Below are 26,805 nucleotides of genomic sequence, written 5' to 3'. Positions count from 1 at the left end.
GAGCCTGATTAGTGGACACGATTGCCAGTCTGTTCAGCTTTATCACCACACCCGTGTCGTGGATCATCGTCCAGTTCCACAAGGTCTACGGCGCGATCTTCGGTGCGGACAGTGGGTGGGCCTGGGGCCTGTCCATCGTGTCCCTGGTGGTCCTGATCCGTATCTGTCTGATCCCGCTCTTCGTGAAGCAGATCAAGGCGACGCGCGGCATGCAGGCGCTCCAGCCGAAGATGAAGGCGATCCAGGAGCGCTACAAGAACGACAAGCAGCGTCAGTCCGAAGAGATGATGAAGCTGTACAAGGAGACGGGCACCAACCCGCTCTCCTCGTGCCTTCCCATCCTGGCGCAGTCCCCGTTCTTCTTCGCGCTCTACCACGTGCTCTCGTCCATCGCGAGCGGCAAGACCATCGGCGTCATCAACCAGTCGCTGCTGGAGAGTGCCCGCCAGGCGCACATCTTCGGCGCCCCGCTGGCCGCCAAGTTCATGAACAGCTCCGAAGAGGTGGCGAAGCTCGGGGCCTCGATCACCGATGTGCGGATCGTGACCGCCGTCATGATCGTCATGATGTCGCTGTCGCAGTTCTACACGCAGCGCCAGCTGATGCAGAAGAACGTCGACCTCTCGGTCAAGACGCCCTTCATGCAGCAGCAGAAGATGCTCATGTACATCTTCCCGCTGATCTTCGCGTTCATGGGCATCAACTTCCCCGTCGGTGTCCTCGTCTACTGGCTGACCACCAACGTGTGGACCATGGGCCAGCAGATGTACGTGATCAACCAGAACCCGACGCCGGGCAGCAAGGCGCAGGACCAGTACCTCACGCGCCTGCTGAAGCACGTCAGCACCCACGGCGACGTCAAGGGCCGGAGCAAGAAGAAGATCGTCGCGGCGATCGTGGCCAAGGGCCCGGACCGCAACGACAACGAGCGGAAGTTCATCACCGCGCTGACGAAGCAGGGCATGGCCGCGCAGGCGGACGGCTCCGTGATCAAGAGTTCTGAGGCCACGGCCGACTCGGACGCGGCGAGCGGTGGTGTCGCCACGAAGCGGCAGCAGCCGAAGCGGCAGACGAAGTCCAAGCGTCAGACGCCCCCCAGCAAGCCCTCCAAGAAGTAAGTAAGGAGTCCCTCCCGTGACGGAAGGCACCACCACCGCCGCCGCTGAGAGTGGCGACACCCTGACCCGCCTCGAGCAGGAGGGTGAGATCGCGGCCGACTACCTTGAGGGTCTGCTGGACATCGCCGACCTGGACGGCGACATCGACATGGACGTCGAGGCCGACCGCGCCGCGGTGTCGATCGTCAGCGACTCCTCCAGCCGCGACCTGATGAAGCTCGTGGGCCGTGACGGGGAGGTCCTGGAGGCCCTCCAGGAGCTGACCCGCCTCGCCGTGCACCGGGAGACCGGGGACCGCAGCCGGCTGATGCTGGACATCGCCGGTTTCCGGGCGAAGAAGCGCGAGGAGCTCGCGGCGCTGGGCGCCAAGGCCGCGGCGGACGTGAAGGCCTCGGGTGAGGCGCTGAAGCTGGCCCCGATGACGCCGTTCGAGCGCAAGGTCGTCCACGACGCCGTGGCGGCCGCCGGCCTGAAGAGCGAGTCCGAGGGCGAGGAGCCGCAGCGCTTCGTCGTTGTGCTCCCGGCCTGACGGGAAAGTTGTGTGTCGGCCCCGCCTGTGTCGCAGGCGGGGCCGAAGTTTGTAAGCCTGGCAGTTGAACGACACGGTTGAACGACACGGTTTTGGCGTGAGCGGTTCTGTACGGAAGGACGGTCCCCGTGACGGAGGCAGCGGAGCTTCCCCCGGCGCCTGAAGAGGCGCCCCCGGCGCCCGACGAGGCGCGCGCGGTGTTCGGTGAGTTTTTCCCGGAAGCTGTGCGGTATGCGGAGCTGCTGGCGGACGCGGGGGTCAAGCGGGGCCTGATCGGGCCGCGCGAGGTGCCCCGTCTGTGGGAGCGGCACCTGCTGAACTGTGCGGTGCTGTCCGAGGTGGTCCCGGAGGGGGTCACCGTGTGCGACGTGGGTTCGGGTGCCGGCCTGCCAGGCATCCCGCTCGCTCTGGTGCGGCGGGATCTGAAGATCACCCTGCTGGAACCCTTGCTGCGTCGGACGAACTTCCTCCAGGAAGCCGTGGAGCTGCTCGGGCTGGACCATGTGACCGTGGTGCGCGGCCGGGCCGAGGAAGTGCTCGGCAAGCTCCAGCCGGTGCACGTGGTGACGGCCCGCGCGGTGGCCCCGCTGGACCGGCTCGCGGGCTGGGGCGTGCCGCTGCTGCGTCCCTACGGGGAGATGCTGGCCCTGAAGGGCGACACCGCCGAGGAGGAGCTGGTCTCGGCGAAGGTCGCGCTGACCAAGCTGGGTGTGGTGAAGACCTCAGTGCTCCATGTGGGAGAGGGCGTCGTCGACCCGATGTCCACGGTGGTGCGGGTGGAGGTGGGCGAAAGCCCCGGCGGAGTGAGGTTCGCGGCTAAGCGGGCCAAGGCCGCACGCGTGGGGCGGACCCGCAGGCGCCGCTGACCCTGGCGGAGGGCGGTCCGATATGGGGCGTGTTGCGCCCTATCGGTATGGATTTCGGAGTGTCGTAGCGGGCTGAAGACGCCGTCCGGGCATCGTGTTTCACGTGAAACATCGCTCTCTGCTGCACGGGATCATCAACCGCGGCCGTGCCGCTGCGGCCCCTCGTCCGCGCAAGGACGAGGGGGTGACGGAGTTGTCCACAACGGTGGATTCATCCACAGGAGTGCGGGCCCCGCTGGTTCGCGAGCCGGGTGGCATGGCAGTCTCTGTTCATCGCGAGCCCGCTGCCGAGGAGAGTGACACCGTGCGGTCCGACGCCAACCTCGCGGGGCCGATGGCCGATCCGGTCCCCGGTCCCCGCTCTGAATCGCCCGGCGACGATGTTTCACGTGAAACATCGTCCCCACCCCTCGTGGACAACGACGACAACGAGGACACCCCCATCGCCCGCGCCGCCCAGCAGGCGATCGAGGCGATGGGCCGCACCGGTACGCCTCTGCCGCGGCCGGCGCAGACCCGGATCGTGGTCGTCGCCAACCAGAAGGGCGGGGTCGGCAAGACCACGACGACCGTGAACCTGGCGGCCTCGCTGGCCCTGCACGGTGCGCGGGTCCTGGTCATCGACCTCGACCCGCAGGGCAACGCCTCCACGGCGCTGGGGATCGACCACCACGCGGACGTCCCCTCCATCTACGACGTGCTCGTGGACAGCCGCCCGCTGCTGGAAGTCGTCCAGCCGGTGGTGGACGTGGAAGGGCTCTTCTGCGCCCCGGCCACGATCGACCTCGCGGGAGCGGAGATCGAGCTGGTGTCGCTGGTGGCCCGTGAGAGCCGGCTCCAGCGGGCGATCCAGGCCTACGAGCAGCCCCTCGACTACATCCTCATCGACTGCCCGCCCTCCCTGGGCCTACTGACGGTGAACGCCCTGGTGGCCGGGGCGGAAGTGCTGATCCCCATCCAGTGCGAGTACTACGCGCTGGAGGGGCTGGGACAGCTGCTGCGCAATGTCGACCTGGTACGGGCCCACCTGAATCCGACGCTGCACGTGTCGACGATCCTGCTGACGATGTACGACGGCAGGACGCGGCTGGCCTCGCAGGTGGCGGAGGAGGTGCGCACCCACTTCGGCAACGAGGTGCTGCGTACGAGCATCCCGCGGTCGGTGCGCATCTCGGAGGCCCCGAGCTACGGGCAGACGGTTCTTACGTACGACCCGGGTTCCAGTGGCGCCCTTTCCTACCTGGAGGCAGCGCGCGAGATCGCGCTGCGGGGTGCCGGAATCCATTACGACGCCCAGCACGCCCATCCGGGCGCGGGCATGAACAGCACGCAGAGCGTGGCGGAGGGGATCCAGTGAGCGAGCGACGTAGGGGTCTGGGGCGGGGGCTCGGCGCGCTGATCCCGGCCGCTCCCCAGGAGAAGACACCGGTCATGGGTACCGGTTCGGCGTCCCCGTCAGCGCTGCCGGTGCTGCCGTCGGAGCGGGGGATCGCCGCGGCGAAGCTCGCTTCACTCGTACAGGCGGATGTTTCCCGTGAAACGTTGCCGCCCGTTGCGACGGCGGCTCCGCAGGCGGTGGCCGAGGAGGTGGCCGGGGCGACCTTCGCGGAGCTTCCGCTGGATGCGATCGCGCCGAACCCGCGTCAGCCACGCAATATGGAGCACCTCGACGAGGACGCGCTCGCGGAGCTGGTGACCTCGATCCGGACGGTGGGCCTGCTGCAGCCCGTGGTGGTCCGGGAGACCGGGCCCGGGCGCTATGAGCTGATCATGGGCGAGCGGCGCTTCCGGGCCTGCGGCCAGGCGGGGCTGGAGCGCATCCCCGCGATCATCCGGGCCACGGAGGACGACAAGCTCCTGTTGGACGCCCTGCTGGAGAACCTGCACCGGGTGCAGCTGAACCCGCTGGAGGAGGCGGCCGCCTACGGCCAGCTCCTCGGGGACTTCAAGTGCACCCATGACCAGCTGGCGGACCGGATCGGACGATCACGTTCGCAGGTCACGAACACCCTGCGGCTGCTCAGGCTCTCGCCCGAGGTGCAGAGCAAGGTGGCCGCAGGAGTGCTGTCGGCGGGACATGCACGGGCGCTGGTATCGGTGGAGAACGCCGAGGAGCAGGTGCGTCTGGCCCAGCGGATCGTGGCCGAGGGCCTGTCGGTGCGGTCGGTCGAGGAGATCGTGCAGCTCATGGGTACGGAGCCGTCGAGCACCGTGAAGCCCAAGGGCCCGCGAGCCGGGACGCGGGTGTCTCCGGCGCTCAGCGAGCTGGCGACCCGTCTGTCGGACCGGTTTGAGACGCGGGTGAAGGTGGATCTGGGCCAGAAGAAGGGCAAGATCACCGTCGAGTTCGCCTCGATGGAGGATCTGGAGCGGATCCTGGGGACCCTGGCGCCGGGCGAAGGCCGGGTCCTCGACCAGGGCCTCTCCGGGGAGTAGCACCCGACTGCCTCCTCACTGCCCCCTGCTTCTTACTGCCCCCTGCTTCTTCGAGATGTCCACACTCGAAGAAGCAGGGGGCAGTGCTTACGATGGCGTCATGGGTCGTCGGCTGGTACCGCTCACGCTGGACAACCTCCAGGATCTGCCCAGGCGTTGCCGGAGCTGCGTGTTCTGGGAGCTGGATCCCGTCACCGGCGACGCCGCCGTGAAGGCGGGCACCCCGGAGCTGGAGAAGGAGGCCTGGATCTCCGCCGTCCTGCTGGACTGGGGCTCCTGCGGCCGGGTGGTCTACGTGGACGACGTCCCGGTGGGGTTCGTCCTGTACGCGCCGCCCGCCTATGTGCCGAGGGCCGCTTCCTTCCCGACGAGCCCGGTGTCCCCGGACGCGGTGCAGCTGATCACGGGCTGGATCATGCCGGGGTATCAGGGGCAGGGCCTGGGACGGGTGATGGTCCAGACGGTCGCGAAGGACCTGCTGCGGCGTGGCTTCAAGGCGATCGAGGCCTTCGGCGAAGCGCGGTGGGAGCGGCCCGCGTGCCTGCTGCCGGCCGACCATCTGTTGTCGGTGGGCTTCAAGACCGTACGGCCCCATCCGGCCCATCCCCGGCTGAGGCTGGAGCTGCGCACGACGCTGTCGTGGAAGGAAGACGTGGAGCTGGCCCTGGACCGGCTGTTGGGCGGGGCGAGAGCCCGGAAGGAACCGGCGCTGCGCCCCCTGTGAACGCGCGGCGTGGGGACATGCGAACGGGGCCGCCCTTGGGGGCGGCCCCGTTTCACGTGAAACATGGATCCGTCAGGCCTGGATGAAGCCCTCGAGGTCACGGAGGATGGCGGCCTTGGGCTTGGCACCGACGATGGTCTTGGCGACCTCGCCGCCCTGGTAGACGTTGAGCGTCGGGATGGACATGACGCCGTACTTGGCCGCCGTGGCCGGGTTCTCGTCGATGTTGAGCTTGACGACCTCGATCTGCTCGCCGTGCTCGGCGGCGATGGCCTCCAGCGAAGGGGCGATCTGCCGGCACGGGCCGCACCACGCGGCCCAGAAGTCCACCAGCACGGGCTTGGCGCTGCGCAGGACGACTTCGTCGAAGTCCGCGTCGGTCACGTTCTTGAGGGTGCCGGCCACAGCGGCCTCCTTCTCTTCTACGGGGTGTGGAGTGTGGGGATGGAGCTGGGTCAGACGGTGACGGCCGCCGGCTCGGCGTCCGAGAGGGCAGCGAGGAATCGCTCCGCGTCCAGGGCGGCGGAGCAGCCGGTGCCCGCAGCGGTGATCGCCTGACGGTACGTGTGGTCCACGACGTCGCCGGCGCCGAAGACACCGGTGAGGTTGGTACGCGTCGAGGGGGCGTCGACCTTGAGGTAGCCCTCCTCGTCCAGCTCGAGCTGCCCGGTGAACAGCTCCGTGCGCGGGTCGTGTCCGACGGCGATGAAGAGGCCGGTCACGGGCAGCTCGGAGGTCTCCCCGGTCTTGGTGTTGCGCAGGGTGAGGCCGGAGAGCTTCTGCTCGCCGTGGATCTCGGCGACCTCGCTGTCCCAGGCGAACTTGATCTTCGGGTCGGCGAAGGCGCGGTCCTGCATGGTCTTGGAGGCGCGCAGGCTGTCACGGCGGTGGACGATCGTGACCGACTTGGCGAACCGGGAGAGGAAGGTGGCCTCCTCCATCGCGGTGTCACCACCGCCGACGACGGCGATGTCCTGGTCCTTGAAGAAGAACCCGTCGCAGGTGGCGCACCAGGAGACACCGCGTCCGGAGAGCGCGTCCTCGTTGGGGAGGCCGAGCTTGCGGTGCTGGGAGCCGGTCGTGACGATGACGGCCTTGGCGCGGTGGACCGTGCCGGCCGTGTCCGTGACCGTCTTGATGTCACCGGTGAGGTCCACGGCGACGACGTCGTCCGGGACGAGCTCGGCACCGAAGCGCTCGGCCTGGTCGCGCATGTTGTCCATGAGGTCCGGGCCCATGATGCCGTCACGGAAGCCGGGGAAGTTCTCGACCTCGGTGGTGTTCATCAGCGCGCCGCCGGCGGTGACGGCACCCTCGAAGACCAGGGGGTTGAGCGAAGCGCGGGCGGTGTACAGGGCGGCCGTGTAACCGGCCGGCCCGGAGCCGATGATGATCACGTTTCGTACGTCGCTCACGGGTTCTTTCCTCGTCTCTGCGGACTTCGTGGTGCCTACCGGGGGCCGGTGCGGACTCTCACCCCACCCAACGGATCCTACGGCGCGCGCATTCCCCGCTTGTCCCCCTCCGGTTCCCAACGCGCGGGGCACCACCCCCCGTACCCGTCAGCTACGGGGATATGTGCTGGTCAGCAGGGGCTGGCCGGGGGTCTGCGCGGGATCGTCCGCGCAGTCGGCGGCCACGAGATAGGCATCGACCCGGGCGGGGTCCCCCGAGTGGGGCAGCACGACGAGGTAGGCGGGCTCGCCCTGGTAGCTGCCGCGTTCGGCGGCGACCGGGGGTTCGGTGCGCCCGGTCGCCCGCTGGACGCACTGCGGGACCGGTGCCGGCTCCGGCGAGGCCAGCCGGTCGGCGGGGGCCATACCGGGCGGGGTGTTCTCCAGCCCCATGGTCTTGTTGGTCTCACCCGGCGCGGTCCGGGGGGAGTTCCCCGCGGCCTCGCCGGCGAGGAGCTGCCGGACGCTCTGACCGAGTCCCTGGGCCGTGTACTCGCCGGGGGTGGCGGAGCCGGCGGAGGTCCTCGCCGTGTCGTTGCGCGTGGCGGTGTCGTGCGAGGCGCTGCCGCCCAGTCCGTTGAACAGCAGGACGCCGAGCGCGCAGGCGGCCGCTCCGGCCAGGCCGGTGAGGACGGCGATACGTCGCCGAGCCCGTCGACGGCCGGGGCCCGATGGGCCGGACGGGTGACCGGTGGGCCGGTGGGCCTCGGCTCGGGCGGAGCGGCCGGCGCCGGCCGGGGACGTTTCACGTGGAACATCGCTGTCGGCGAGCGGTTCGGCGGCGGGGGCGGCTTCGGCCCGGGAGGCCGTGGAGTCGAGGAGTGCCTCGGCGGCGAGGGCGGCGTCGATCCGGCCCGCGATGGCGGAGGGCATGCGCGGCGGCCCGGGAAGGGTGCCGAGGAGGGAGCGGATCTCCTCCAAGGAGGCCTGGACGTCCGCGCACAGGGCACAGCCGTCGAGATGGCCGCGCACCTCGGCGGTGCGGGACGGGGAGAGCAGGCCTTCGGTCAGGTCGGAGATCTCGGAGACCTCCGGGTGCCAGGTCGTGCCTGCAGTGCCGGTCGTGCCGGTTGTGGGGCTCACGGTCGTCCACCTCCGCCCTTCACAGCGTCTGGATCCGGTTCTGGATGCCTGGGATCTGCCGCAGGTGGGACGGATGTCCCCGGCGTCCGGTTCCTTCCCCGCTCCGAAGCGCTGTTATCCCCGGCATTCGAGCGCAGATGAGTGAGCAGCGGGAGGAGCTTGGCCCGGCCGCGCGCGCACCGGCTCTTCACGGTGCCGGTGGGGACGTCGAGGATGCGGGCGGCGTCGGCGACGGGGTATCCCTGCATGTCGACGAGGACGAGGGCGGCCCGCTGCTCGGCGGGGAGGGTGCTGAGGGCGGCCAGGAGCTGGCGGTGGAGGTCCTGGCGCTCCGCGGGGGCCTCGGCCGACTCGTGGGGCTCCAGGAGCCGCTCCAGGCGGTCCGTGTCGTCGAGGGGGGAGGTCCGGCGGGAGGCGGCCTTGCGGGCGCGGTCGAGGCAGGCGTTGACGGTGATGCGGTGCAGCCAGGTCGTCACGGCGGAGTCGCCGCGGAAGGTGTGGGCGGCCCGGTAGGCGGAGACCAGGGCGTCCTGCACGGCGTCGGCGGCCTCCTCGCGGTCGCCGAGGGTGCGCAGCGCGACGGCCCACAGCCGGTCGCGGTGGCGGCGTACCAGCTCCCCGAAGGCGTCGGGATCGCCGGCGACGTGCAGGGCCAGGAGGTCCTGGTCGCTGCGCTCGCCGGTCGCGGCTTCGTCCACCGCTGAGCCCCCTCCCCTGCCGCGCGTCAGCCCTTGAACTGCACGTCCGTGATGCCCTGCTTGTAGCCGGCGCCGCTGAAGTTGTCGTAGGGGGCGTACGGCATGGCCGTGATCCACACCAGCAGGTAGCGCGCCTTGACCGGCTTCTCCGCGGTGACCTTGACGCTGCTGTCCTTGGTGGTCGTGGCCGCGATCTTCTTCATCTGGCCGATGCTGCCCTTGGGGCGGTCGGCCGCGTACAACGTCAGGGTGGTGTGGTCTCCCGGGTACCTCAGCGCTATCGAGGCCTCGCTGACCTCCTGCTCGGAGCCGAGGTCGTAGACGATCCCGACGCCCGGCTTGATCACGACCTGGGGGCCGTCGGAGAAGCTCTTGGTCCGCCAGTAGCTGGAGGGGTCCCCGTCGTACGTCTTGCCGACGTCGCCGGCGTTCTGGGGGGTGCCGTCCGGCGCGTACTCCTGGGCGCCCTTGATGGAGAGCGGGACGGGCTCCTTCTTCGGCGCCGTGTCGTTGGGGCCCTGCTGCTGGGTCTGGGTGCTCTCGCCGTCGTTCGAGTTGCTGCGTTCCAGGAGGGTGTCGGCGAGCTGCCAGCTGCCGAGGCCCAGGGCGACGATCAGCAGGGCGGCGACGCCCCACTTCAGGGCGCGGCCGGTGCGGCTCTGCAAAGGCGGCGGCGGGATGGAGGGGACCGCCTGCGTGGTGGGCTGGCCGACCGGCGCGGGCCGGCCGTAGGTGCCCTGCTGGTAGGTGGTCTGCTGGTACTCCGGGGGCGCGGTGAACGCGGGCTCCGGCGGCCGGATGCGGGGCATCGCGGCGACGGCCTTGGCGAGCTCCTCCGGGCTGGTGCAGGCGGGCTCCTGGCGGGACGCGGTGGCCCCGTCGTTGGCGAGGGCGCGCATGGCGAGCTCGCCGAGGCCCCGGTGGACGCCGGCGCGGACCTGGTCGGGGGCGAGCAGCCCGACGCCCTTGGGCAGGCCGCGCAGACCGTAGGCGTCGTTCTCGTAGGGCCAGCGCTGGGTGAGGGCGGCGTACAGCAGGGCGCCGATGGCCTCGGTGTCGGCGCGCTGCGGGGTGTCGCTGGTGATGCCGCGCAGGGCGGCGTTCACGGCGAGGCCGCGGATGCGGTACTGGCCCGTGGAGGTCCGCAGTATCGCGCTGGGCGTCAGGCGCAGGTGCGCCAGCCCCTCGCGGTGGGCGGCGGCCATGGCCTGGGAGACCTGGCTGACCAGCTGGTAGGCCTCGTGGGGTTCGAGGGTGCCGGCGGCGAGGACGGAAGTCAGTTCGGTGGCGTCGGGCAGCCACTCGTGGACGACGTAGACGAGGTCGTTCTCCTCGACGGCGTCGAGGACCTGGACGAACCGGGGGTCGCCGAGCAGGGCGGAGGAGCGGGCGGCGGCCAGGACGGTACGGGCCCTGGGGTGATCGGCGGGCAGCAGGTGGACGCCCACCGCGCGGCGCAGCTTCTCGTCCATCGCCCGCCAGCTGCTGAAGCCGTCCAAACGGGTGACGCACTCCTCCAGGCGGTAGCGCCGTGCGAGCTTGTGGCCGCTGTGGAGTTCGGGCGCGGCCGTGGGGGCCGCGCTCCTGCGTTCGCCGTCCTTCTCGGGCATGGGACCGTCCGAGGCTCGTCCGTTCTGGGTGTCCGCCCCGTCGGCCGTGGCCATCACCGCATCTGCGGCCAGCGGCTGGTCGCCGCTGTTGTCGGCCACGTCGACGGCAGCCGTGCTACGTTCCGCCACCGTCGTCCCTGCCTCCCCATCCGTTACGCGCTGTCGGCCAGTCTGCGAAGCCATGCCAATTGTGCCCACAGTCCGGTGCTATGCACGACACACGAAGGGGGGTGACGGTTGTGCGCATCAGCGCCCCAGACGTCCGCGGACCATTCCGACCATGGAATTGAGCTCCTCGATCCGCATCCGCTTGGCGGCGAGGAGGAACACGGCGCCGAGGACGATGGCACCCGCGACCAGAGCGGCGAGGGAACCGAGTGCTCCGTTCCCCAGCCACCGCGTCACGCCGTAGGCAGCGGCACCGCCCACGGCGGCAGCCGGGACGCAGGCGCCGATCAGGCGGGTGTAGGTGCGCATCACGTGCGCGCCGTCGAGGTCCCCGCCGAGGCGGGCCTTCAGGCGGCGCCAGGCCACGCCGACGCCCACGGCGTAGCCGAGGCCGTAGGCGGCGGCCATGCCGACGACGGCCCAGCGCGCCGGAAGGACGAAGAAGGCCAGGGCGGACACGCCGGCGTTGACGGCGGCCACGATGACGGTGTTGTAGAAGGGGGTGCGGGTGTCCTCGTAGGCGTAGAAGCCGCGCAGGACCACGTACTGGACGGAGTACGGGATCAGGCCGAGGCCGAAGGCCATCAGGATGAAGCCGATGTTGGTGGCGTCGTCGGCGCCGGTGCTGGCGTAGAGCAGCGTCGACATCGGTACGCCCAGCGCGAGGAAGGCGAAGGCGCAGGGGACGATCGCCACGGCCGAGGTGCGCAGGCCGTAGGAGATGTCATCGCGGACGGCGGCGGCGTCCCCGTCGTGGGCGGAGCGGGAAATACGGGGCAGGACGGCCGTCATGACGGAGACGGTGATGATGGCCTGCGGCATCTGCCAGAGCAGCAGGGCGTAGTTGTAGCCGGTGATGCCGGTACCGCCGTGGCCCTGCTTGTCGGCGATCTCGCCGGCCCAGGTGGCGAGCTGGGTCACGACGACGAGGCCGAGCTGGTTGGCGAGGACGAAGAAGAAGGTCCACTTGGCCAGTCCGGCGGCCTTGCCCAGGCCGTGGCCCTTCCAGTCGAAGCGCAGGCGCATCTTGAAGCCCGCGTCGCGCAGGTAGGGCAGCATCGCCAGGGACTGGACGACGAGGCCGAGCAGGGTGCCGATGCCCAGCAGGCGGACGCCCTCGGGGGTGATGGTCGACTCGGAGACACCGGTGAGGGTGAAGCCGCCGAACGCCCAGATGAAGGCGGCGAAGGTGGTGATGACGACGATGTTGTTGAGGACGGGGGTCCACATCATCGCCCCGAACCGGCCGCGGGCGTTGAGGATCTGACCGAGGACCACGTGCACGCCCATGAAGAACATGGTGGGCAGGCAGTAGTGGGCGAAGGCGACCGCGACCTCGAGCCGCTGCGGATCGCCGGCGATCTTCTGGGACATCATCCCGATGAACAGCGGGGCCGCGAGGACGCAGATGGTGGTGACGGCGCCGAGCAGGACCACCACGAGGGTGAGGAGGCGGTTCGCGTAGGCCTCGCCGCCGTCGTCGTCGTTCTTCATGGCGCGCACGAGCTGCGGGATGAAGACCGCGTTGAGGGCGCCGCCGCCGACCAGGACGTAGATCATCGTCGGCAGGGTGTTGGCGACCTGGTAGGAGTCGTTGAGGGTGGTGACGCCGATGGCGCCCGCGATCACCAGGGTGCGGGCGAAGCCGGTGATGCGGGAGACGATCGTGCCGGCCGCCATCAGGGCGCTCGACTTCATCAGGCTGGCGGCCTTGCCCGCGGGCTTGGCCGGTGCCGGGGCGGCGACGGGGGCGTCTTCGGCAGGAGCGCCGGGAGCGGCCTGCTGGTCGCGGTAGAGGTGCGTGAAGGCGTCCGACGCGGGCTCCTCCTCCTCTGCGGCCCGGGTCACGAGCGAGTCCACCCCGACGAACTGCGTCGTCGCCGCGCGGTCGCCGTAGGGCAGGTGGCGGGAGGGGCCGTCCGGCTCGGGCGGCGGGGTCTGGGCCCACACGCGCGGGTCGGGACCGTGCGAGGACGACTGGGGGGCCGCGTAGAGCGGGCCGGGCTCCTGGTAGGTGCCCGGCGGCGGCGGGGGGTGGGAGGCCCGGTCGTAGAGGGCCTCGGCCACGGGGTCCTGGGCCGACAGGTCCTGCGACCGGTAGGGGTCGTAGTCGTAGGCGTCCTGGACGTACGGGTCGTGGTCCGGCGCGGGCGCGGGCGCCGGAACCTGTCCGGGCACCGGAGCGCCCGGGGCAGTGCCCTGGGAGGGCATCGGCCCACCAGTGCCCTGCGCGCGGTCACCGTCGTACGGCGCGTTCATCGCAACCCCACCTCATCGTCCCCAGGCCGACCGGCCACGGCATCGCTCAACGGTCCACTGTCTCACCCGTGCCGGAACCCTCGGTGCTTTGCGGTCCGGTGTCCGTGGTCCCGTCACTCGGCTGCGTGCTCTCCTCTGCGGCCGCGCGCGCGGCGACGCGCTTGCGGCTGGCGTACATCTTGATGCCCGCCAGGACGAGGAGGAGCACACCGCCGGCGATGACGAGCATGACGGTGGGGGTGATCTCGGTGGCCTCGACAGTGAACGTGCGTTCCTTGCCGTACGGCACGCCGTCCTTGGTGTACAGGCGCACCGTGACCTCGACCGGACCACTCGCGGTGGCGTTGGCGGTGAACTTTACCGTCTGGCTGTGCCCGCCCTGAACGGTGACTTCCTGCTCGCCTTCGCCGAACATCAGACGGGTCGGGTTGGCGGACTTCACGCGCAGCACGAGGTTGTGGACGTCCTGGACGAGGCCGTTCTGGACGCTCACCGGAATGGTCGCGCTGTGGCCGGACAGGGTGGCGTCTGACTTGGGGATGACCTTGACCTTGTCGGTCAGCCCGATCAGGTAGTCCTGGACCTGGTCCCGGTACCGGGCGGCCTCCTCGGGGCGGCCGCGCCAGGTGGTGGACATCTCCCGGTTCGTGGTGTTGCCGAAGGGGATCTCGACGCGGTCCGGTGCCGAGAGGATGACCTTGAAGTGGTCGAGGGTGTTCTGCGTGGTGCGGATCCCCTCGAACGCGGAGACCGGCAGTTCCTGCTTGCTCAGGGCCTCCGGGTACAGGCCCGCGCCGGGGACCTGGGTCGCGGCGCCGGGGTCGGGCTTTGCCGCGGCCGCCGCCTCCAGGTCGGAGGGCTGCGTCCAGCGGGCGGCCTGGAGCCCGCGCAGGGCGGTGGCCATCGTGTCGGCCTGGCTGGCCGACGGCCTGCGCTGGGGCGTGACCACGTAGCTGCGCGGCTCGTCGCTGTTGTGCAGGTTCAGGGCGAGGCTGTGGGCCAGGAACCGCTGCACGGCGAGCGTGGAGTTCCCGGCGGCGGTCATGTCGCCCTCGAAGGCGGTGGAGAGGTCGGCGTCGGCCACCACGGCGGTGGCACCGGCGCCGATCGGACGGGCAGCCGTCGGGCTGTAGCCGAGGGCGCCGGTCTCCTGGAGGCTGTCGCTGCGGGTCAGGACGTTGTGCGCACCGGCCGACGTGGCGACGTTGACGATCGAGGGGTCGATCGCGCCGTCCACCGGCCAGGAGAAGTCGGTGGACGGGGTGACGTGCAGCACCGTCTCGACGGCCTGCTTCGCCTTGTCGGTGGCGGGCCGCAGCTGGCCCAGGGTGCCCGAGACGTCCTTGCCGCGATGGGCCAGGGAGGCGATGTCCGGGTCGGCGAAGGGCAGTGCGACGACCTTCTTGCCCTGGACGGCGGTCTCCAGCGCGCTGAGCCACTGCTCGGCGACGGCCTTGTTCCTGCCCTGTACGGGCTTCCCGTCCGGGTCGGAGCTGCGGACCCGGTAGCCCTTGGTCATGGCGTCGACCGTGGTGAGCAGGTCGGGGTCGATGACCCAGGTGACGGGCAGGTCCTTGCCCAGCGCGACCATCCGCTCCAGGCGGCCGCCCGGGCGGAGCTCGTCGGCGAGGGATTCGTCGAGGAAGACGGGCGTCTGGAGTTCGTCCGAGCCGGTTTCCGCCGTGACGTGCGTGGTGGAGATCAGCGGCCACACGTAGGTGAGGGACGACCGCTTGGCGGCGGGGTCCGGCTGCCAGGGCAGGAAGGTCCGCTGGATGCCCAGGACCTGCTCGTTCGGGCGGCTCTCGGTCGACCCGGACAGGGAGACGCCGAGCTGGTAGACCCCGTCCGCCCCCAGCTCGAGCTTGTTGACCGGCACCTTGATCGTGAACTGCCGGCCGACCTTGGAGGTCAGTGAGTCGATCTTCACGGCGAAGGCCGAGTCGATCTCCCCCGGGTCCACGCCGGGCCGGAAGCCCTTGCGGTCCGCGACCTCGCCGATCGCCGACCGGTCTCCCAGCCGGGGCCCGACCCGCAGTCCGACGTGGGCGTTCCTGATCGTCTCCGAGCCGTTGTTGACCACGGTGCCGGAGATGGTGAGCGTGTCGCTCTTCACCGGAGCGTTCGGCGTCACCTCGGTCAGCTGGACGTCGACCGGTGCCTCGGCGGCCTGTGCGGCGGGGGCGGGGGCGTACACCAGGGCGGCCAGCACCGGCGTCCCGCCGAGCAGGACGACTGCCCGCCGCAGCCAGCGGCGCCGGGCAGGGACGGGGGCCGTCCCCTGGTTGTCTGCCGCCTCGGCCACGCGTTCGCCCGTCCCTCGAAGTGTCAGTGGTCGTCGGTTCTGCGTCCACGCATGGTAACGAGAGGCGCTGTGTGCGAGTGCCGCGCCTTGCTCCACATGATCGGTTCCGCTTCGTCGCCGCCGACGGCGGGGTGCCCGTGAAACGGGGGAGCCCGCGCCGGGCGGGCCACGTACCCTTTTCTGTTGTGCCGAACGCCAATGAAGACAACCCCAGTGCCCTGAGTCAGGTGCAGCGCCGCGCGGTCAGTGAACTGCTGCGGGTCGCTCCTGTCGCCGACGAGCTCGGCCGCCGGTTCCAGGAGGCGGGCTTCCGCCTCGCCCTGGTCGGCGGGTCCGTCCGCGACGCGCTGCTCGGGCGTCTCGGCAACGATCTCGACTTCACCACCGACGCGCGTCCCGAGGCCGTGCTGAAGATCATGCGGCCGTGGGCCGACTCTCTCTGGGACGTCGGCATCGCCTTCGGCACCGTCGGGGCGCAGCGCGACGGGTTCCAGATCGAGGTGACCACGTACCGCTCCGAGGCGTACGACCGCACCTCGCGCAAGCCCGAGGTCTCCTATGGCGACTCCATCGAGGAGGACCTGGTCCGACGGGACTTCACGGTCAACGCCATGGCCCTCGCGCTCCCGGAGCAGGAGTTCGTCGACCCGCACGGCGGGCTGGAGGACCTGGCCGCCGGCGTGCTGCGCACGCCCGGCACGCCGGAGGACTCTTTCTCGGACGATCCGCTGCGCATGCTGCGCGCCGCCCGGTTCGCCGCTCAGCTGGACTTCGAGGTCGCTCCCGAGGTCGTGTCGGCCATGAAGGCGATGTCCGACCGGATCGGGATCGTCTCGGCCGAGCGCGTCCAGGGCGAGCTGAACAAGCTGCTGCTCTCGGCGCACCCCCGCAAGGGGCTGGGGCTGCTCGTGGACACCGGTCTGGCCGACCGGGTGCTGCCCGAGCTGCCGGCCCTGCGCCTGGAGCGGGACGAGCACCACCGGCACAAGGACGTCTACGACCACTCGCTGATCGTTCTGGAGCAGGCGATCGACCTGGAGGAGGACGGCCCCGACCTGGTGCTCCGCCTCGCTGCCCTGCTGCACGACATCGGCAAGCCCCGCACGCGCCGCTTCGAGAGCGACGGCCGCGTCTCCTTCCACCACCACGAGGTGGTCGGGGCGAAGATGACCAAGAAGCGCATGACGGCGCTGAAGTACTCCAACGACATGGTCAAGGACGTGTCCCGGCTGGTGGAGCTGCACCTGCGCTTCCACGGGTACGGGGACGGGGAGTGGACCGACTCGGCGGTGCGCCGCTACGTCCGCGACGCGGGACCGCTGCTGGACCGGCTGCACAAGCTGACCCGGTCGGACTGCACCACGCGCAACAAGCGCAAGGCCAGCGCGCTCTCCCGTACCTATGACGGCCTGGAGGCGCGGATCGCGCAGCTCCAGGAGCAGGAGGAGCTGGATGCGATCCGTCCCGACCTCAACGGGAACGAGATCCAGCAGATCCTGGGGATCGGGCCGGGCCCGGCGGTGGGCAAGGCTTACGCCTTCCTGCTGGAGCTGAGGCTGGAGCACGGCCCGATGGGCCACGACGCGGCGGTGGCGGCCCTCAAGGAGTGGTGGGCCGACCAGGCCCCCCAGGCCTGACGCGGGGCCCACCGCACCGGTGTTTCACGTGAAACATCGATGCCCCCTGCAGGATGTGCTGCTTTCCGCCGGGCCGGGGTCCTAGAGGACGCGGTGTTTCACGAGGGCGATGTTTCACGTGAAACACCGCCCCGGCGCCGGCCCCGAAGGAAACCGGCCGTGGCCGCGTAGAGCAGGGCCACGCCGAGGAGCAGGGCGACGGACCGGCCGTCGGTGGGGAGCATGAGGGACGCCACCGCGGCCGCTCCGACGAAGGCGATGTTGAAGAGCACGTCGTAGACGGAGAAGACCCGCCCCCGGAACTCGTCCGCCACCCGTGACTGGAGGACCGTGTCCGTGGAGATCTTGGCCCCCTGGGTGGCGAGGCCGAGCACGAAGGCGGCGACGAGCATGGGCCCGGGCGCGAAGAACAGGCCGAGCGCGGGCACCAGCCCGGCCGCGCCCGCCGAGCAGGCGGTGATCCAGCCCAAGGGGCCGAGCCGGTGCACCAGCCACGGGGTGACGAGGGCGGCCGCGAAGAACCCGGCTCCGGACACCCCCACGGCGATCCCCAGCAGGGCCAGCCCGTCGGACTCGTTGTCGGACCAGGAGTAGCGGCAGAGCATCAGCAGCATCACGGTCAGGGCCCCGTAGCAGAACCGCATCAGGGTCATCGCGGTCAGCGCCCGTGCGGCCTCCCGCCGGCCGGCCAGGTGCCGCAGGCCTTCCGCCATGCCCCGCACGGTGAGGACGATCCCCTCGCCGACCGAAGGATGGGCCGGCCCCTCCCGGTGGTCGGGGCCGAGGAGCCCGACGGCCAGGCGCAGCGCGGCCAGGGCCGCGCACAGGTAGAGGGCGGCGCCGAGCAGCACGACGAGGGCGTTGGACCCCGAGGCCAGCAGACGGACCAGGAAGGCCAGGCCTCCCCCGGCGACGGCCGCGAGCGTTCCGGCGGTGGGCGAGAGGGCGTTGGCGGTGACCAGCTGGTCGGAGCGGACGACATGGGGCAGGGACGCGGCCAGCCCGGCCAGGACGAAGCGGTTGACGGCGGTCACGGACAGGGCCGAGGCGTAGAAGAGCCAGTCGGGGACCTGCACGACGATCAGCAGGCCGGTCACGCAGGCGAGGAAGGCCCGCAGCAGGTTGCCGTAGAGGAAGACCTGGCGCCGGCGCCACCGGTCCAGCAGCACCCCGGCGAAGGGGCCGATCGCCGAATAGGGCAGCAGCAGTACCGCCATGGCCGAGGCGATGGCCGCGGGCGAGGTCTGCTTCTCGGGGGAGAAGACCACGAAGGTGGCGAGCGCGACCTGGTAGACGCCGTCGGCGGCCTGGGAGAGCAGCCTCACGGCGAGCAGGTTGCGGAAGTCCCTCAGGCGCAGGAGTACGCGCAGATCACCTACGACAGGCATGAGGGCAAGGGTCACACACACCGAGGGTCCCCGGACACATTGTCCGGGGACCCTCGGTGGAAGAGCGGTCGAAGACCAGGTGTCCGCAGACCCCGGGGTGCGACTAGCGCTCGACCTCGCCCTTGATGAACTTCTCGACGTTGGCGTAGGCCTCGTCGTCGAAGTACTGGACCGGCGGGGACTTCATGAAGTAGCTGGACGCCGACAGGATCGGGCCGCCGATGCCGCGGTCCTTGGCGATCTTCGCGGCACGCAGCGCGTCGATGATGACACCGGCGGAGTTCGGGGAGTCCCACACCTCGAGCTTGTACTCGAGGTTCAGCGGGACGTCGCCGAAGGCGCGGCCCTCAAGGCGGACGTAGGCCCACTTGCGGTCGTCGAGCCACGCGACGTAGTCGGACGGGCCGATGTGGACGTTCTTCTCGCCGAGCTCACGGTCGGGGATCTGCGAGGTGACGGCCTGCGTCTTGGAGATCTTCTTCGACTCGAGACGGTCGCGCTCGAGCATGTTCTTGAAGTCCATGTTGCCGCCGACGTTGAGCTGCATGGTGCGCTCGAGCCGGACACCGCGGTCCTCGAACAGCTTCGCCATCACGCGGTGCGTGATGGTGGCGCCGACCTGGGACTTGATGTCGTCACCGACGATCGGGACACCGGCCTCGGTGAACTTGTCGGCCCACTCCTTGGTGCCGGCGATGAAGACCGGGAGGGCGTTGACGAAGGCGACCTTGGCGTCGATGGCGCACTGGGCGTAGAACTTCGCCGCCTCTTCGGAGCCGACCGGAAGGTAGCAGACGAGAACGTCGACCTGGCGGTCCTTGAGGACCTGGACCACGTCGACCGGAGCCTCGGCGGACTCCTCGATGGTCATGCGGTAGTACTTGCCCAGGCCGTCCAGGGTGTGGCCGCGCTGGACGGTCACGCCCGAGTTCGGGACGTCGCAGATCTTGATGGTGTTGTTCTCGCTGGCGCCGATGGCGTCCGAAAGGTCGAGGCCGACCTTCTTCGCGTCGACGTCGAACGCGGCGACGAACTCGACGTCACCCACGTGGTAGTCGCCGAACTGGACGTGCATCAGACCGGGGACCTTGGCCGCCGGGTCGGCGTCCTTGTAGTACTCGACGCCCTGCACCAGCGAGGCGGCGCAGTTGCCCACGCCGACGATGGCTACGCGAACCGAACCCATTCCGGTTGCTCCCTGTTTGTTCTCGGAACGAGGCCTGCGAGATACAGGCCTCACTTTGCAGTTTCGTCGGGCGGGCCGGACCGTCTCCGGTCCCGTCCCGCCCTCTCGCTCTCGATGAGCTCGTTCAGCCAGCGCACTTCACGCTCGACGGATTCCATTCCGTGCCGCTGCAGCTCGAGCGTGTAGTCGTCCAGGCGCTCCCGTGTACGGGCGAGCGAGGCGCGCATCTTCTCCAGGCGCTCCTCCAGCCGGCTTCGGCGGCCCTCCAGTACCCGCATCCGCACCTCTCGTTCGGTCTGACCGAAGAAGGCGAAGCGGGCGGCGAAGGACTCGTCCTCCCATGTGTCGGGGCCGGTGTGGGACAGGAGCTCTTCGAAGTGCTCCTTACCTGCTGCCGTCAACCGGTAGACGATCTTGGCGCGGCGCCCTGCGAGTGAAGCGGCGAGAGCGTCTTCCGGGGCGTTCCCCGGTTCTTCGATCAACCAGCCGTTTGAGACCAGAGTCTTGAGGCAGGGGTAGAGAGTCCCGTAGCTGAACGCCCTGAACACTCCCAGCGAGGTGTTGAGCCGCTTGCGGAGCTCGTAACCGTGCATGGGGGATTCACGGAGCAGGCCGAGGACGGCGAACTCGAGGATGCCTGAGCGCCTGCTCATCCGCCTACCCCTCTCTGCCCCGGAGTTTATGTCGGGCTGATGTATCGGCCCGATACATCCAGACGATAGATCGCGTTGCTCCAGGCGACAAGCGGTGGCGTAGTGACCGGCGTCACATCACCGATTCGTACGACGCAAGTTGCCTGATTTGGGGTGACCTTCGGCACTGGTTGGGTTTTGGCCGTGCGTAGTCTGTGCTGCAGGACAACCGGGGGGAACCGGAATCACCTGCCGCTTCCAGGCCACTCGCCTGCCCGAGGAGTAGTCGTTCGATGAGCGAGCACCGCCGTAAACCGCCGCAGTCCCAGGGTGGCGGCCGCGCCGCGTCCCGTCGGGCTGCACCGCAGCGCCCCGGCCGGGGCGCCGGTCCCGGCCGTGACCTCCCCGCCGCGCCGCCCGGCGGGCCCTACGCGGAGCACAGCAGCCGCGCCGACGCCCGCCGCGCCGCCCCGCGGGGTGCCGCCGGCCGCGGACGCGCAGGTGGGCAGGGCGGCGGGGGCGGGAAGGGAGGCAGCCGGCTCATCGACTACCCGCGTGCGGGCAGGGTGGGCTGGAAGCGCTTCGTACCGTCCTGGAAGCTGGTCGGCGGGAGCTTCCTCGGCTTCTTCGCGGTCATCTTCGCCGGGGCCGGCATCGGTATCGCCAGTGTGAACACGCCGGACGCCAACAAGGCGGCCAAGGCGCAGAACAACGTCTTCCAGTGGGCCGACGGCACCCAGATGGTCGCCACCGGCGGGAGCACGAACCGGCAGATCGTCCCGATCGACCAGATCCCCCTGTCCATGCGGAACGCCGTGATCGCGGCGGAGAACGAGTCGTTCGAAACGGACAAGGGCGTCGACCCGATGGGCATCGCGCGGGCCGTGGTGAACATGGCCACGGGCGGCTCGACGCAGGGTGGCTCCACGATCACCCAGCAGTACGTCAAGAACATGTACCTCGATTCCGAGCAGACGCTCAAGCGCAAGGTCACCGAGCTCTTCATCGCGATCAAGCTGGGGGTCAGCGAGGAGAAGGACGTCGTCCTCGCGGGCTACCTCAACACCGCCTACTACGGCCGGGACGCCTACGGCATCCAGGCCGCCGCCCGCGCCTACTTCGGCAAGGACGCCAAGGACCTCGACCCGTCCCAGAGCGCCTTCCTCGCCTCCATGCTCAAGGGCCCCAACCTCTACAACCCGGACGGCGGCATCGGCCCCGCGGCCACCCCGGAAGCCAACGAGAAGCGCGCCCGGCTCCGCTGGGCCTGGGTGCTCGACCGCGAGGTCGCGGTGGGCCGCATGACGCAGTCCGAGCGGGACAAGTACAAGGAGTTCCCCGCGCGGGTGGACTCCGAGCAGGCCCGCGGCATGTCCGGCCAGACCGGCTACCTCGTCGAGGTGGCCAAGCAGTACGTCATGAAGACCGCCGGCATCACCGCCGAGAAGATGGCGCTCGGCGGCTACACGATCACCACCACCTTCCAGAAGCCCAGGGTGGACGCCCTGGTCAAGGCGGTGGAGGACACCCGCAACGACTTCCTCGACGAGAAGAAGCGCCCGCAGTACGACACCTTCGTGCAGTTCGGGGCCGCCTCCGTGGACGTCAAGACCGGGGCGATCGTGGCCCTGTACGGCGGCCCCGGCTGGGACCACAAGTACTTCGCCAACAACGCCAACACCTCCGGCGTCCCCGTCGGCTCGACCTGGAAGCCGTACGTCCTCGCTGCCGCCATGCAGTACGGCACGCAGAACTCCAAGGGCGCGGGCATCTCGGTCGACAGCAAGTACAACGCCGACGACCTCACCGTGATCAACAACCGTGAGGGCAAGCCGCTGCTCGCCAACGACGGGACGCCGTTCCGGCAGAAGAACGAGAGCGAGTACCCCTACGGCTACGTGACGCTCAACGAGGCGATGGAGAAGTCCATCAACGTCCCGTTCGCCCAGCTCGTCTTCGACGTCGGCCACAGCAAGGTCCGCGAGGTCGCCAAGGCGACCGGGATCCTGGAGGAGTCGATGGACAAGAACAACAACGCCTCCTTCGCCCTCGGCACCTCGACGCCCAGCGCCATCCGCATGGCCGACTCCTACGCCACCTTCGCCGCCTCCGGCACCCACCGGGAGCCCTTCTCGGTGACGAAGGTCGTCAAGGACGGCAAGGACATTCCCGGCTTCGCGCCGCCCAGGGAATCCCGCGCCATGGACGACTCCATCGCGGACAACATCACCAAGGTGCTGCGCAACGTCGTCGAGAACGGCACCGGAACCAAGGCGAAGAAGCTGGGCCGCCCCGCCGCGGGCAAGACCGGCACCACCGACCTGAACAAGTCGGCCTGGTTCGTCGGGTACACCCCGGAGCTGTCCACCTCGGTCACCCTCTTCCGCAACGACCCGACCTCCAAGAACAAGGAGCTCATGTCCATGAACCACGTGGGCGGGGTCGACTCCATCCACGGTGGTGACATTCCGGCGGCCATCTGGACCGAGTACATGCGCGAGGCGCTCAAGGGCACCCCGGTCAAGGACTTCCCGGAGGCCGAGGACATCGGCGTCATCGCGGACGCGGCCGGCGCGCCCCAGCCGACCCCTTCGGCCGTCCCCTCGCCCTCCACCTCGGCGCCGTCGCCCTCGCCCAGCACCTCGCCGTCGGTCTCGCCGTCGCCGTCCGGCGACGGCAAGCCGACCTGCAAGCCCAGGCCCTGGAACCTGAACTGCGACCCCTCGGTCACCGGCGGTACGAACCGCGGAGCCGACGGCGGCACCACCTCCGGCGGGTTCCCCGATGGCGGTACCACCGGCGAGCCCTCCCGGTCCGCCACCACCCGTCCCGGCCGGCCGGGAGGCTCGACCAGCTGGGGAAGCATCATGGGCGCCTCCGGCTGACCCCGAACCGCCCGACCCGGGAGGGCCGTCGCACACCGTGCGGCGGCCCTCCCGCGCGTACGGCCCGGTACGGCAGGATGGGCGCCATGACCAAGGTGCACGAGGACCGGCCCGTACCACCCACCCGGCAGGACGAGGTCGCCGCCGCCGGCAGCGAGCTCATCGGGGGACCGGCCGGCCGTCGCGCCCGGCTGGGCGGCCACTGGCTGGGCCCCGTCCGCGTCGTGGTCCTCGTGGCCCTCGGCATGTTCGCGCTGGGCATGGCGCAGAAGCTGCCCTGCTACGACTGGGCCTGGTTCCGGGGAGCGGCCTCGCAGTACACCCACGCCTGCTACTCCGACATCCCGCACCTGTACTCCGCCCGCGGCTTCGCCGACGGCCTCGTGCCCTACCTCGACCGCTTCCCCGACATCGCCACCGACCCGAAGTACGGCGGCATGCAGTACCTCGAGTACCCGGTGCTCACCGGTGCCTTCATGCAGGTCGCCTCCTGGATGACGCCGACCGCCGGCTCCGTCCAGCACCGCGAGCAGATGTACTGGATGGTCAACGCGGGCATGCTGATGGTCTGCGCCGCGGTCATCGCCGTCTGCGTCGCACGCACCCACCGGCACCGGCCCTGGGACGCCCTGCTGCTCGCGCTGGCGCCCGCCTTCGCGCTCAACGCGACCATCAACTGGGACCTGCCGGCCGTCGCGCTCGCCGCCGTCGCGATGCTGATGTGGTCCCGCAGCCGCCCGCTGCTCGCCGGCGTCTTCATCGGCCTGGCGACCGCGGCCAAGCTCTATCCCGTCCTCCTGCTCGGAGTGCTGTTCGTGCTGTGCTGGCGGGCCGGGAAGTGGCGGGCGTTCGCTGCCGCCGCCCTCGGCGCGGCCGCCTCCTGGCTGCTGGTGAACGGCCCCGTCATGTACGTCGCCTGGGACGGCTGGAAGCGGTTCTACGAGTTCAGCCAGGAGCGGCCCATCGACTTCGGCTCCGTCTGGCTGCTGATCTCCCAGCGCACCGGCAACCCGCTCGAGGACGCCAACACCTACGCGACCGGGCTGACCCTGCTCCTGTGCCTCGGCATCGGCCTGCTCACCCTGACCGCGCCCAGGCGCCCGCGCTTCGCCCAGCTGGCCTTCCTGGTCGTCGCCGCCTTCATCCTGGCCAACAAGGTGTACTCGCCCCAGTACGTGCTGTGGCTCGTCCCGCTCGCCGCGCTGGCCCGGCCCCGCTGGCGGGACTTCCTGATCTGGCAGGCCGGCGAGATCGCGTACTACCTCGGGATCTGGTTCTACCTGGCCTACACGAGCAGCGGTGACAAGCACCAGGGGCTGCCCGTGGAGGGCTACCAGCTGGCCATCGCCGCCCACCTGCTGGCCACGCTGTACCTGTGCGCCGTCGTCGTACGGGACATCGTGCTGCCCGAGCGCGACGTCGTACGCCGCGACGGCTCGGACGACCCCTCCGGCGGCGTCCTGGACGGGGCCGAGGACGTGTTCACGCTGTCGGAACGGGCGAAGGCGCCGCATGACGCGGCGCCTTCGGAGGGACAGCGGGTCGCCTGGGGCGTGGAGCCCAGGGACTGACCGGGCGGGCGGCCCGGCCGGCGGGCGGATCAGGCGTCGAGGACCCGGTCGAACTGCGTCGTCGTGTGGCGCAGGTGCGCCACCAGCTCGTCGCCGACCCTCGGCTCGGTGGCGTCCGAGGGCACGAACAGGATCGACACCTGCATGTGCGGGGGCTCGGCGAACCAGCGCTGCTTGCCCGCCCAGACGAAGGGCGACAGGTTCCGGTTGACGGTGGCCAGACCGGCCCGCGCCACGCCCTTGGCGCGCGGCATCACCCCGTGCAGGGCCTTGGGGGCCTCCAGGCCCACCCCGTGCGACGTGCCGCCCGCGACCACGACCAGCCAGCCGTCGGAGGCGGCCTTCTGCTGCCGGTAGCCGAACCGGTCCCCCTTGACCACCCGGGTGACGTCCAGGACCGAGCCCCGGTACTGGGTCGCGTCGTGGTCGCCCAGCCACAGCCGCGTGCCGATGCGGGCCCGGAAGCGGGTCTGCGGGAACTGCTGCTGGAGCCGCGCCAGTTCCTCGGCCCGCAGGTGGCTGACGAACATGGTGTGCAGCGGCAGCCGGGCCGCGCGCAGCCGGTCCATCCAGCCGATGACCTCCTCGACGGCGTCCGAGCCGTCCGGGCGGTCCAGCGGCAGGTGCAGGGCGAAGCCCTCCAGCCGGACGTCTTCGATCGCGGACTGGAGCAGGCCCAGGTCCTGCTCGGAGACGCCGTGGCGGCGCATCGAGCTCATGCACTCGATGACCACGCGGGCGCCGACCAGCCCGCGCACCCCGTCCACCGAGGACACCGAGCGGATCACCCGGTCCGGCAGCGGAACCGGGTCCTCACCCCGCCGGAAGGGGGTGAGGACGAGCAGGTCGCCGCCGAAGTAGTCCTTGATGCTCGCGGCCTCGTAGGTGGTGCCGACGGCCAGGATGTCGGCGCCCATCCGGGTCGCCTCCTCGCACAGCCGCTCGTGGCCGAAGCCGTAGCCGTTGCCCTTGCAGACCGGGATCAGACCGGGGAACTGGTCCGTGATCTGCTTCTGGTGCGCACGCCAGCGCGCGGTGTCGACGTAGAGCGTGAGCGCCATGCCCGTCCGGAACCTCTCTCGAAATACAGCTGGGTCAGCGGCGCGACATGTAGATGTCGAGCGCCTTGTGCAGCACCTTGTTGAGCGGGAAGTCCCACTCGCCGACGTACTCGACGGCCTCGCCGCCCGTACCGACCTTGAACTGGATCAGGCCGAACAGGTGGTCGTTCTCGTCCAGCGTGTCAGAGATGCCGCGCAGGTCGTAGACGCTGGCACCGAGCGCGTACGAATCGCGCAGCATGCGCCACTGCATCGCGTTCGAGGGCCGCACCTCGCGCTTGTGGTTCGCGGAGGCGCCGTACGAGTACCAGACGTGCTGGCCGACGGTGAGCATCGTGGCGGCGGCCAGCGGCTCCCCCTCGTGCGTGGCGATGTACAGCCGCATCCGGTTGGGGTCCTCGGAGTTGAGGGCCGTCCACTGGCGCTGGAAGTAACTGAGCGGACGCGGGCGGAACTTGTCGCGCTCGGCCGTGATCTCGTACAGGTACTGCCAGGTGGGCAGGTCGTCGTAGCCGCCCTGGACGACCTCGACGCCGGCCTTCTCGGCCTTCTTGATGTTGCGGCGCCACAGCTGGTTGAAGCCCTTGAGGACGTCGTCCAGGGAGCGGTTGGCCAGCGGGACCTGGAACACGTAGCGGGGCTGGACGTCGCCGAACCCCGCACCGCCGTCCTCACCCTGCTGCCAGCCCATCCGGCGCAGCTTGTCGGACACCTCGAAGGCGCGGGGCTCGATGTGCGTGGCCTCGACGTCGCGCAGGCGCTTGACCTCGGGGTCCTGGATGCCGGCCTTGATGGCGGCGGAGTTCCAGCGGCGGATGACGACGGGCGGGCCCATCTTCACCGTGAAGGCGCCCTGCTGCTTGAGGTGGGCCAGCATCGGCTGGAGCCATTCCTCCAGGTTGGGGGCGTACCAGTTGATGACCGGGCCCTCGGGGAGGTACGCGAGGTACCGCTTCACCTTGGGCAGCTGGCGGTACAACACGAGCGCGGCACCGACGAGTTGACCGGACTTGTCGAACCATCCGAGGTTCTCCGAGCGCCACTCGTTCTTGACGTCGGCCCATGCCGGGACCTGGCAGTGGCTAGCCGAGGGCAGGCTCTGGAGGTACGCCAGATGCTGCTCTCGGCTGATGGTGCTCAGGGACAGGCTCATGCGGGGTGTCTCCTCGGGCGGCTTCGCTGCTATGGCGCGAAG

At 70.1% G+C, this 26,805-nt stretch carries 21 protein-coding genes; 9 read left to right on the top strand and 12 right to left on the bottom strand.

Annotated features, from left to right (window positions below):
* Nucleotides 1-11: 11 nt before the first annotated feature.
* From yidC to AB0D45_RS01920, 6 genes are all read left to right on the top strand, one after another.
* Entirely contained in the window at nucleotides 12-1,118 is a 1,107-nt protein-coding gene (yidC, locus tag AB0D45_RS01945; RefSeq protein WP_361595737.1) for a membrane protein insertase YidC, read from the top strand.
* 16 nt (nucleotides 1,119-1,134) lie between these two features.
* Nucleotides 1,135-1,647 carry a R3H domain-containing nucleic acid-binding protein gene (locus tag AB0D45_RS01940; protein ID WP_361595734.1) on the top strand — a complete coding sequence of 171 codons (513 nt, stop codon included), beginning with the start codon at nucleotides 1,135-1,137 and terminating at the stop codon, nucleotides 1,645-1,647.
* A gap of 128 nt (nucleotides 1,648-1,775) precedes the next feature.
* Complete coding sequence (gene rsmG, locus AB0D45_RS01935) at nucleotides 1,776-2,513, top strand: 16S rRNA (guanine(527)-N(7))-methyltransferase RsmG (RefSeq protein ID WP_361595731.1); 738 nt, start codon at nucleotides 1,776-1,778, stop codon at nucleotides 2,511-2,513.
* 256 nt (nucleotides 2,514-2,769) lie between these two features.
* On the top strand, nucleotides 2,770-3,870 hold the full coding sequence (locus tag AB0D45_RS01930; RefSeq protein WP_362454854.1) for a ParA family protein: 1,101 nt from the start codon (nucleotides 2,770-2,772) through the stop codon (nucleotides 3,868-3,870).
* Nucleotides 3,867-4,949 carry a ParB/RepB/Spo0J family partition protein gene (locus tag AB0D45_RS01925; protein WP_362454853.1) on the top strand — a complete coding sequence of 361 codons (1,083 nt, stop codon included), beginning with the start codon at nucleotides 3,867-3,869 and terminating at the stop codon, nucleotides 4,947-4,949. Before AB0D45_RS01930 ends, AB0D45_RS01925 begins: the two co-directional genes overlap by 4 nt.
* Nucleotides 4,950-5,049: 100 nt before the next feature.
* On the top strand, nucleotides 5,050-5,673 hold the full coding sequence (locus tag AB0D45_RS01920; RefSeq protein ID WP_361595722.1) for a GNAT family N-acetyltransferase: 624 nt from the start codon (nucleotides 5,050-5,052) through the stop codon (nucleotides 5,671-5,673).
* 72 nt (nucleotides 5,674-5,745) lie between these two features.
* Here AB0D45_RS01920 and trxA read toward each other — a convergent pair whose 3' ends face one another.
* The 7 genes from trxA to AB0D45_RS01885 all read right to left on the bottom strand — a co-directional run bounded on the left by trxA (nucleotide 5,746) and on the right by AB0D45_RS01885 (nucleotide 15,250).
* The gene (gene trxA / locus AB0D45_RS01915; RefSeq protein WP_361595719.1) at nucleotides 5,746-6,078 is read right to left on the bottom strand and encodes a thioredoxin; all 333 of its coding nucleotides are present in this window, start codon (nucleotides 6,076-6,078) and stop codon (nucleotides 5,746-5,748) included.
* A gap of 50 nt (nucleotides 6,079-6,128) precedes the next feature.
* Nucleotides 6,129-7,088 carry a thioredoxin-disulfide reductase gene (gene trxB, locus AB0D45_RS01910; protein WP_361595716.1) on the bottom strand — a complete coding sequence of 320 codons (960 nt, stop codon included), beginning with the start codon at nucleotides 7,086-7,088 and terminating at the stop codon, nucleotides 6,129-6,131.
* A 147-nt stretch (nucleotides 7,089-7,235) separates the two neighbouring features.
* Nucleotides 7,236-8,210 (bottom strand): hypothetical protein, encoded by a 975-nt coding sequence (locus AB0D45_RS01905; protein WP_362454852.1) that lies wholly within the window; start codon nucleotides 8,208-8,210, stop codon nucleotides 7,236-7,238.
* Nucleotides 8,207-8,908: an RNA polymerase sigma factor SigM gene (gene sigM, locus AB0D45_RS01900; protein WP_361595710.1), complete on the bottom strand. Its 702-nt coding sequence runs from the start codon at nucleotides 8,906-8,908 to the stop codon at nucleotides 8,207-8,209. The genes AB0D45_RS01905 and sigM overlap by 4 nt, the downstream gene beginning before the upstream one ends.
* 26 nt (nucleotides 8,909-8,934) lie before the next feature.
* A complete protein-coding gene (locus AB0D45_RS01895) occupies nucleotides 8,935-10,647 on the bottom strand; it encodes a serine/threonine protein kinase (RefSeq protein WP_362454851.1) in 1,713 nt (570 codons plus the stop codon).
* 117 nt (nucleotides 10,648-10,764) lie between these two features.
* Nucleotides 10,765-12,945 carry a murein biosynthesis integral membrane protein MurJ gene (gene murJ, locus AB0D45_RS01890; protein WP_361595704.1) on the bottom strand — a complete coding sequence of 727 codons (2,181 nt, stop codon included), beginning with the start codon at nucleotides 12,943-12,945 and terminating at the stop codon, nucleotides 10,765-10,767.
* A 46-nt stretch (nucleotides 12,946-12,991) separates the two neighbouring features.
* Nucleotides 12,992-15,250, bottom strand: a complete 2,259-nt coding sequence (locus tag AB0D45_RS01885; RefSeq protein WP_361595701.1) for a DUF6049 family protein — start codon at nucleotides 15,248-15,250, stop codon at nucleotides 12,992-12,994.
* Nucleotides 15,251-15,435: 185 nt separating this feature from the next.
* Here AB0D45_RS01885 and AB0D45_RS01880 point away from each other — a divergent pair, with 185 nt between their 5' ends.
* On the top strand, nucleotides 15,436-16,887 hold the full coding sequence (locus AB0D45_RS01880; protein ID WP_362454850.1) for a CCA tRNA nucleotidyltransferase: 1,452 nt from the start codon (nucleotides 15,436-15,438) through the stop codon (nucleotides 16,885-16,887).
* Nucleotides 16,888-16,985: 98 nt separating this feature from the next.
* Here AB0D45_RS01880 and AB0D45_RS01875 read toward each other — a convergent pair whose 3' ends face one another.
* The 3 genes from AB0D45_RS01875 to AB0D45_RS01865 form a co-directional block, all read right to left on the bottom strand.
* On the bottom strand, nucleotides 16,986-18,275 hold the full coding sequence (locus tag AB0D45_RS01875; protein WP_362454849.1) for an MFS transporter: 1,290 nt from the start codon (nucleotides 18,273-18,275) through the stop codon (nucleotides 16,986-16,988).
* Between the two features lie 103 nt (nucleotides 18,276-18,378).
* Nucleotides 18,379-19,461 carry an inositol-3-phosphate synthase gene (locus AB0D45_RS01870; RefSeq protein ID WP_361595692.1) on the bottom strand — a complete coding sequence of 361 codons (1,083 nt, stop codon included), beginning with the start codon at nucleotides 19,459-19,461 and terminating at the stop codon, nucleotides 18,379-18,381.
* Between the two features lie 50 nt (nucleotides 19,462-19,511).
* A complete protein-coding gene (locus AB0D45_RS01865; RefSeq protein WP_361595689.1) occupies nucleotides 19,512-20,114 on the bottom strand; it encodes a helix-turn-helix transcriptional regulator in 603 nt (200 codons plus the stop codon).
* A gap of 272 nt (nucleotides 20,115-20,386) precedes the next feature.
* On the opposite strand from AB0D45_RS01865, the gene AB0D45_RS01860 reads away from it, so the two are divergent.
* Together AB0D45_RS01860 and AB0D45_RS01855 are read left to right on the top strand one after the other, a co-directional pair.
* Nucleotides 20,387-22,978 (top strand): transglycosylase domain-containing protein, encoded by a 2,592-nt coding sequence (locus AB0D45_RS01860; protein ID WP_362454848.1) that lies wholly within the window; start codon nucleotides 20,387-20,389, stop codon nucleotides 22,976-22,978.
* 86 nt (nucleotides 22,979-23,064) lie between these two features.
* On the top strand, nucleotides 23,065-24,549 hold the full coding sequence (locus AB0D45_RS01855) for a glycosyltransferase 87 family protein (protein ID WP_362454847.1): 1,485 nt from the start codon (nucleotides 23,065-23,067) through the stop codon (nucleotides 24,547-24,549).
* A 29-nt stretch (nucleotides 24,550-24,578) separates the two neighbouring features.
* On the opposite strand, the gene AB0D45_RS01850 is transcribed toward AB0D45_RS01855, so the two are convergent.
* Nucleotides 24,579-25,610, bottom strand: a complete 1,032-nt coding sequence (locus tag AB0D45_RS01850; RefSeq protein ID WP_361595680.1) for an alanine racemase — start codon at nucleotides 25,608-25,610, stop codon at nucleotides 24,579-24,581.
* A gap of 34 nt (nucleotides 25,611-25,644) precedes the next feature.
* Nucleotides 25,645-26,763 (bottom strand): peptidoglycan bridge formation glycyltransferase FemA/FemB family protein, encoded by a 1,119-nt coding sequence (locus AB0D45_RS01845; protein WP_361595677.1) that lies wholly within the window; start codon nucleotides 26,761-26,763, stop codon nucleotides 25,645-25,647.
* Nucleotides 26,764-26,805 lie beyond the last annotated feature (42 nt).

Source organism: Streptomyces sp. NPDC048352 (genome assembly GCF_040651895.1).
Classification (GTDB): Bacteria; Actinomycetota; Actinomycetes; order Streptomycetales; family Streptomycetaceae; genus Streptomyces.
The sequence above is the reverse complement of the archived record's forward strand: the minus strand, read 5'-3'. Positions and strand labels throughout refer to the sequence as shown.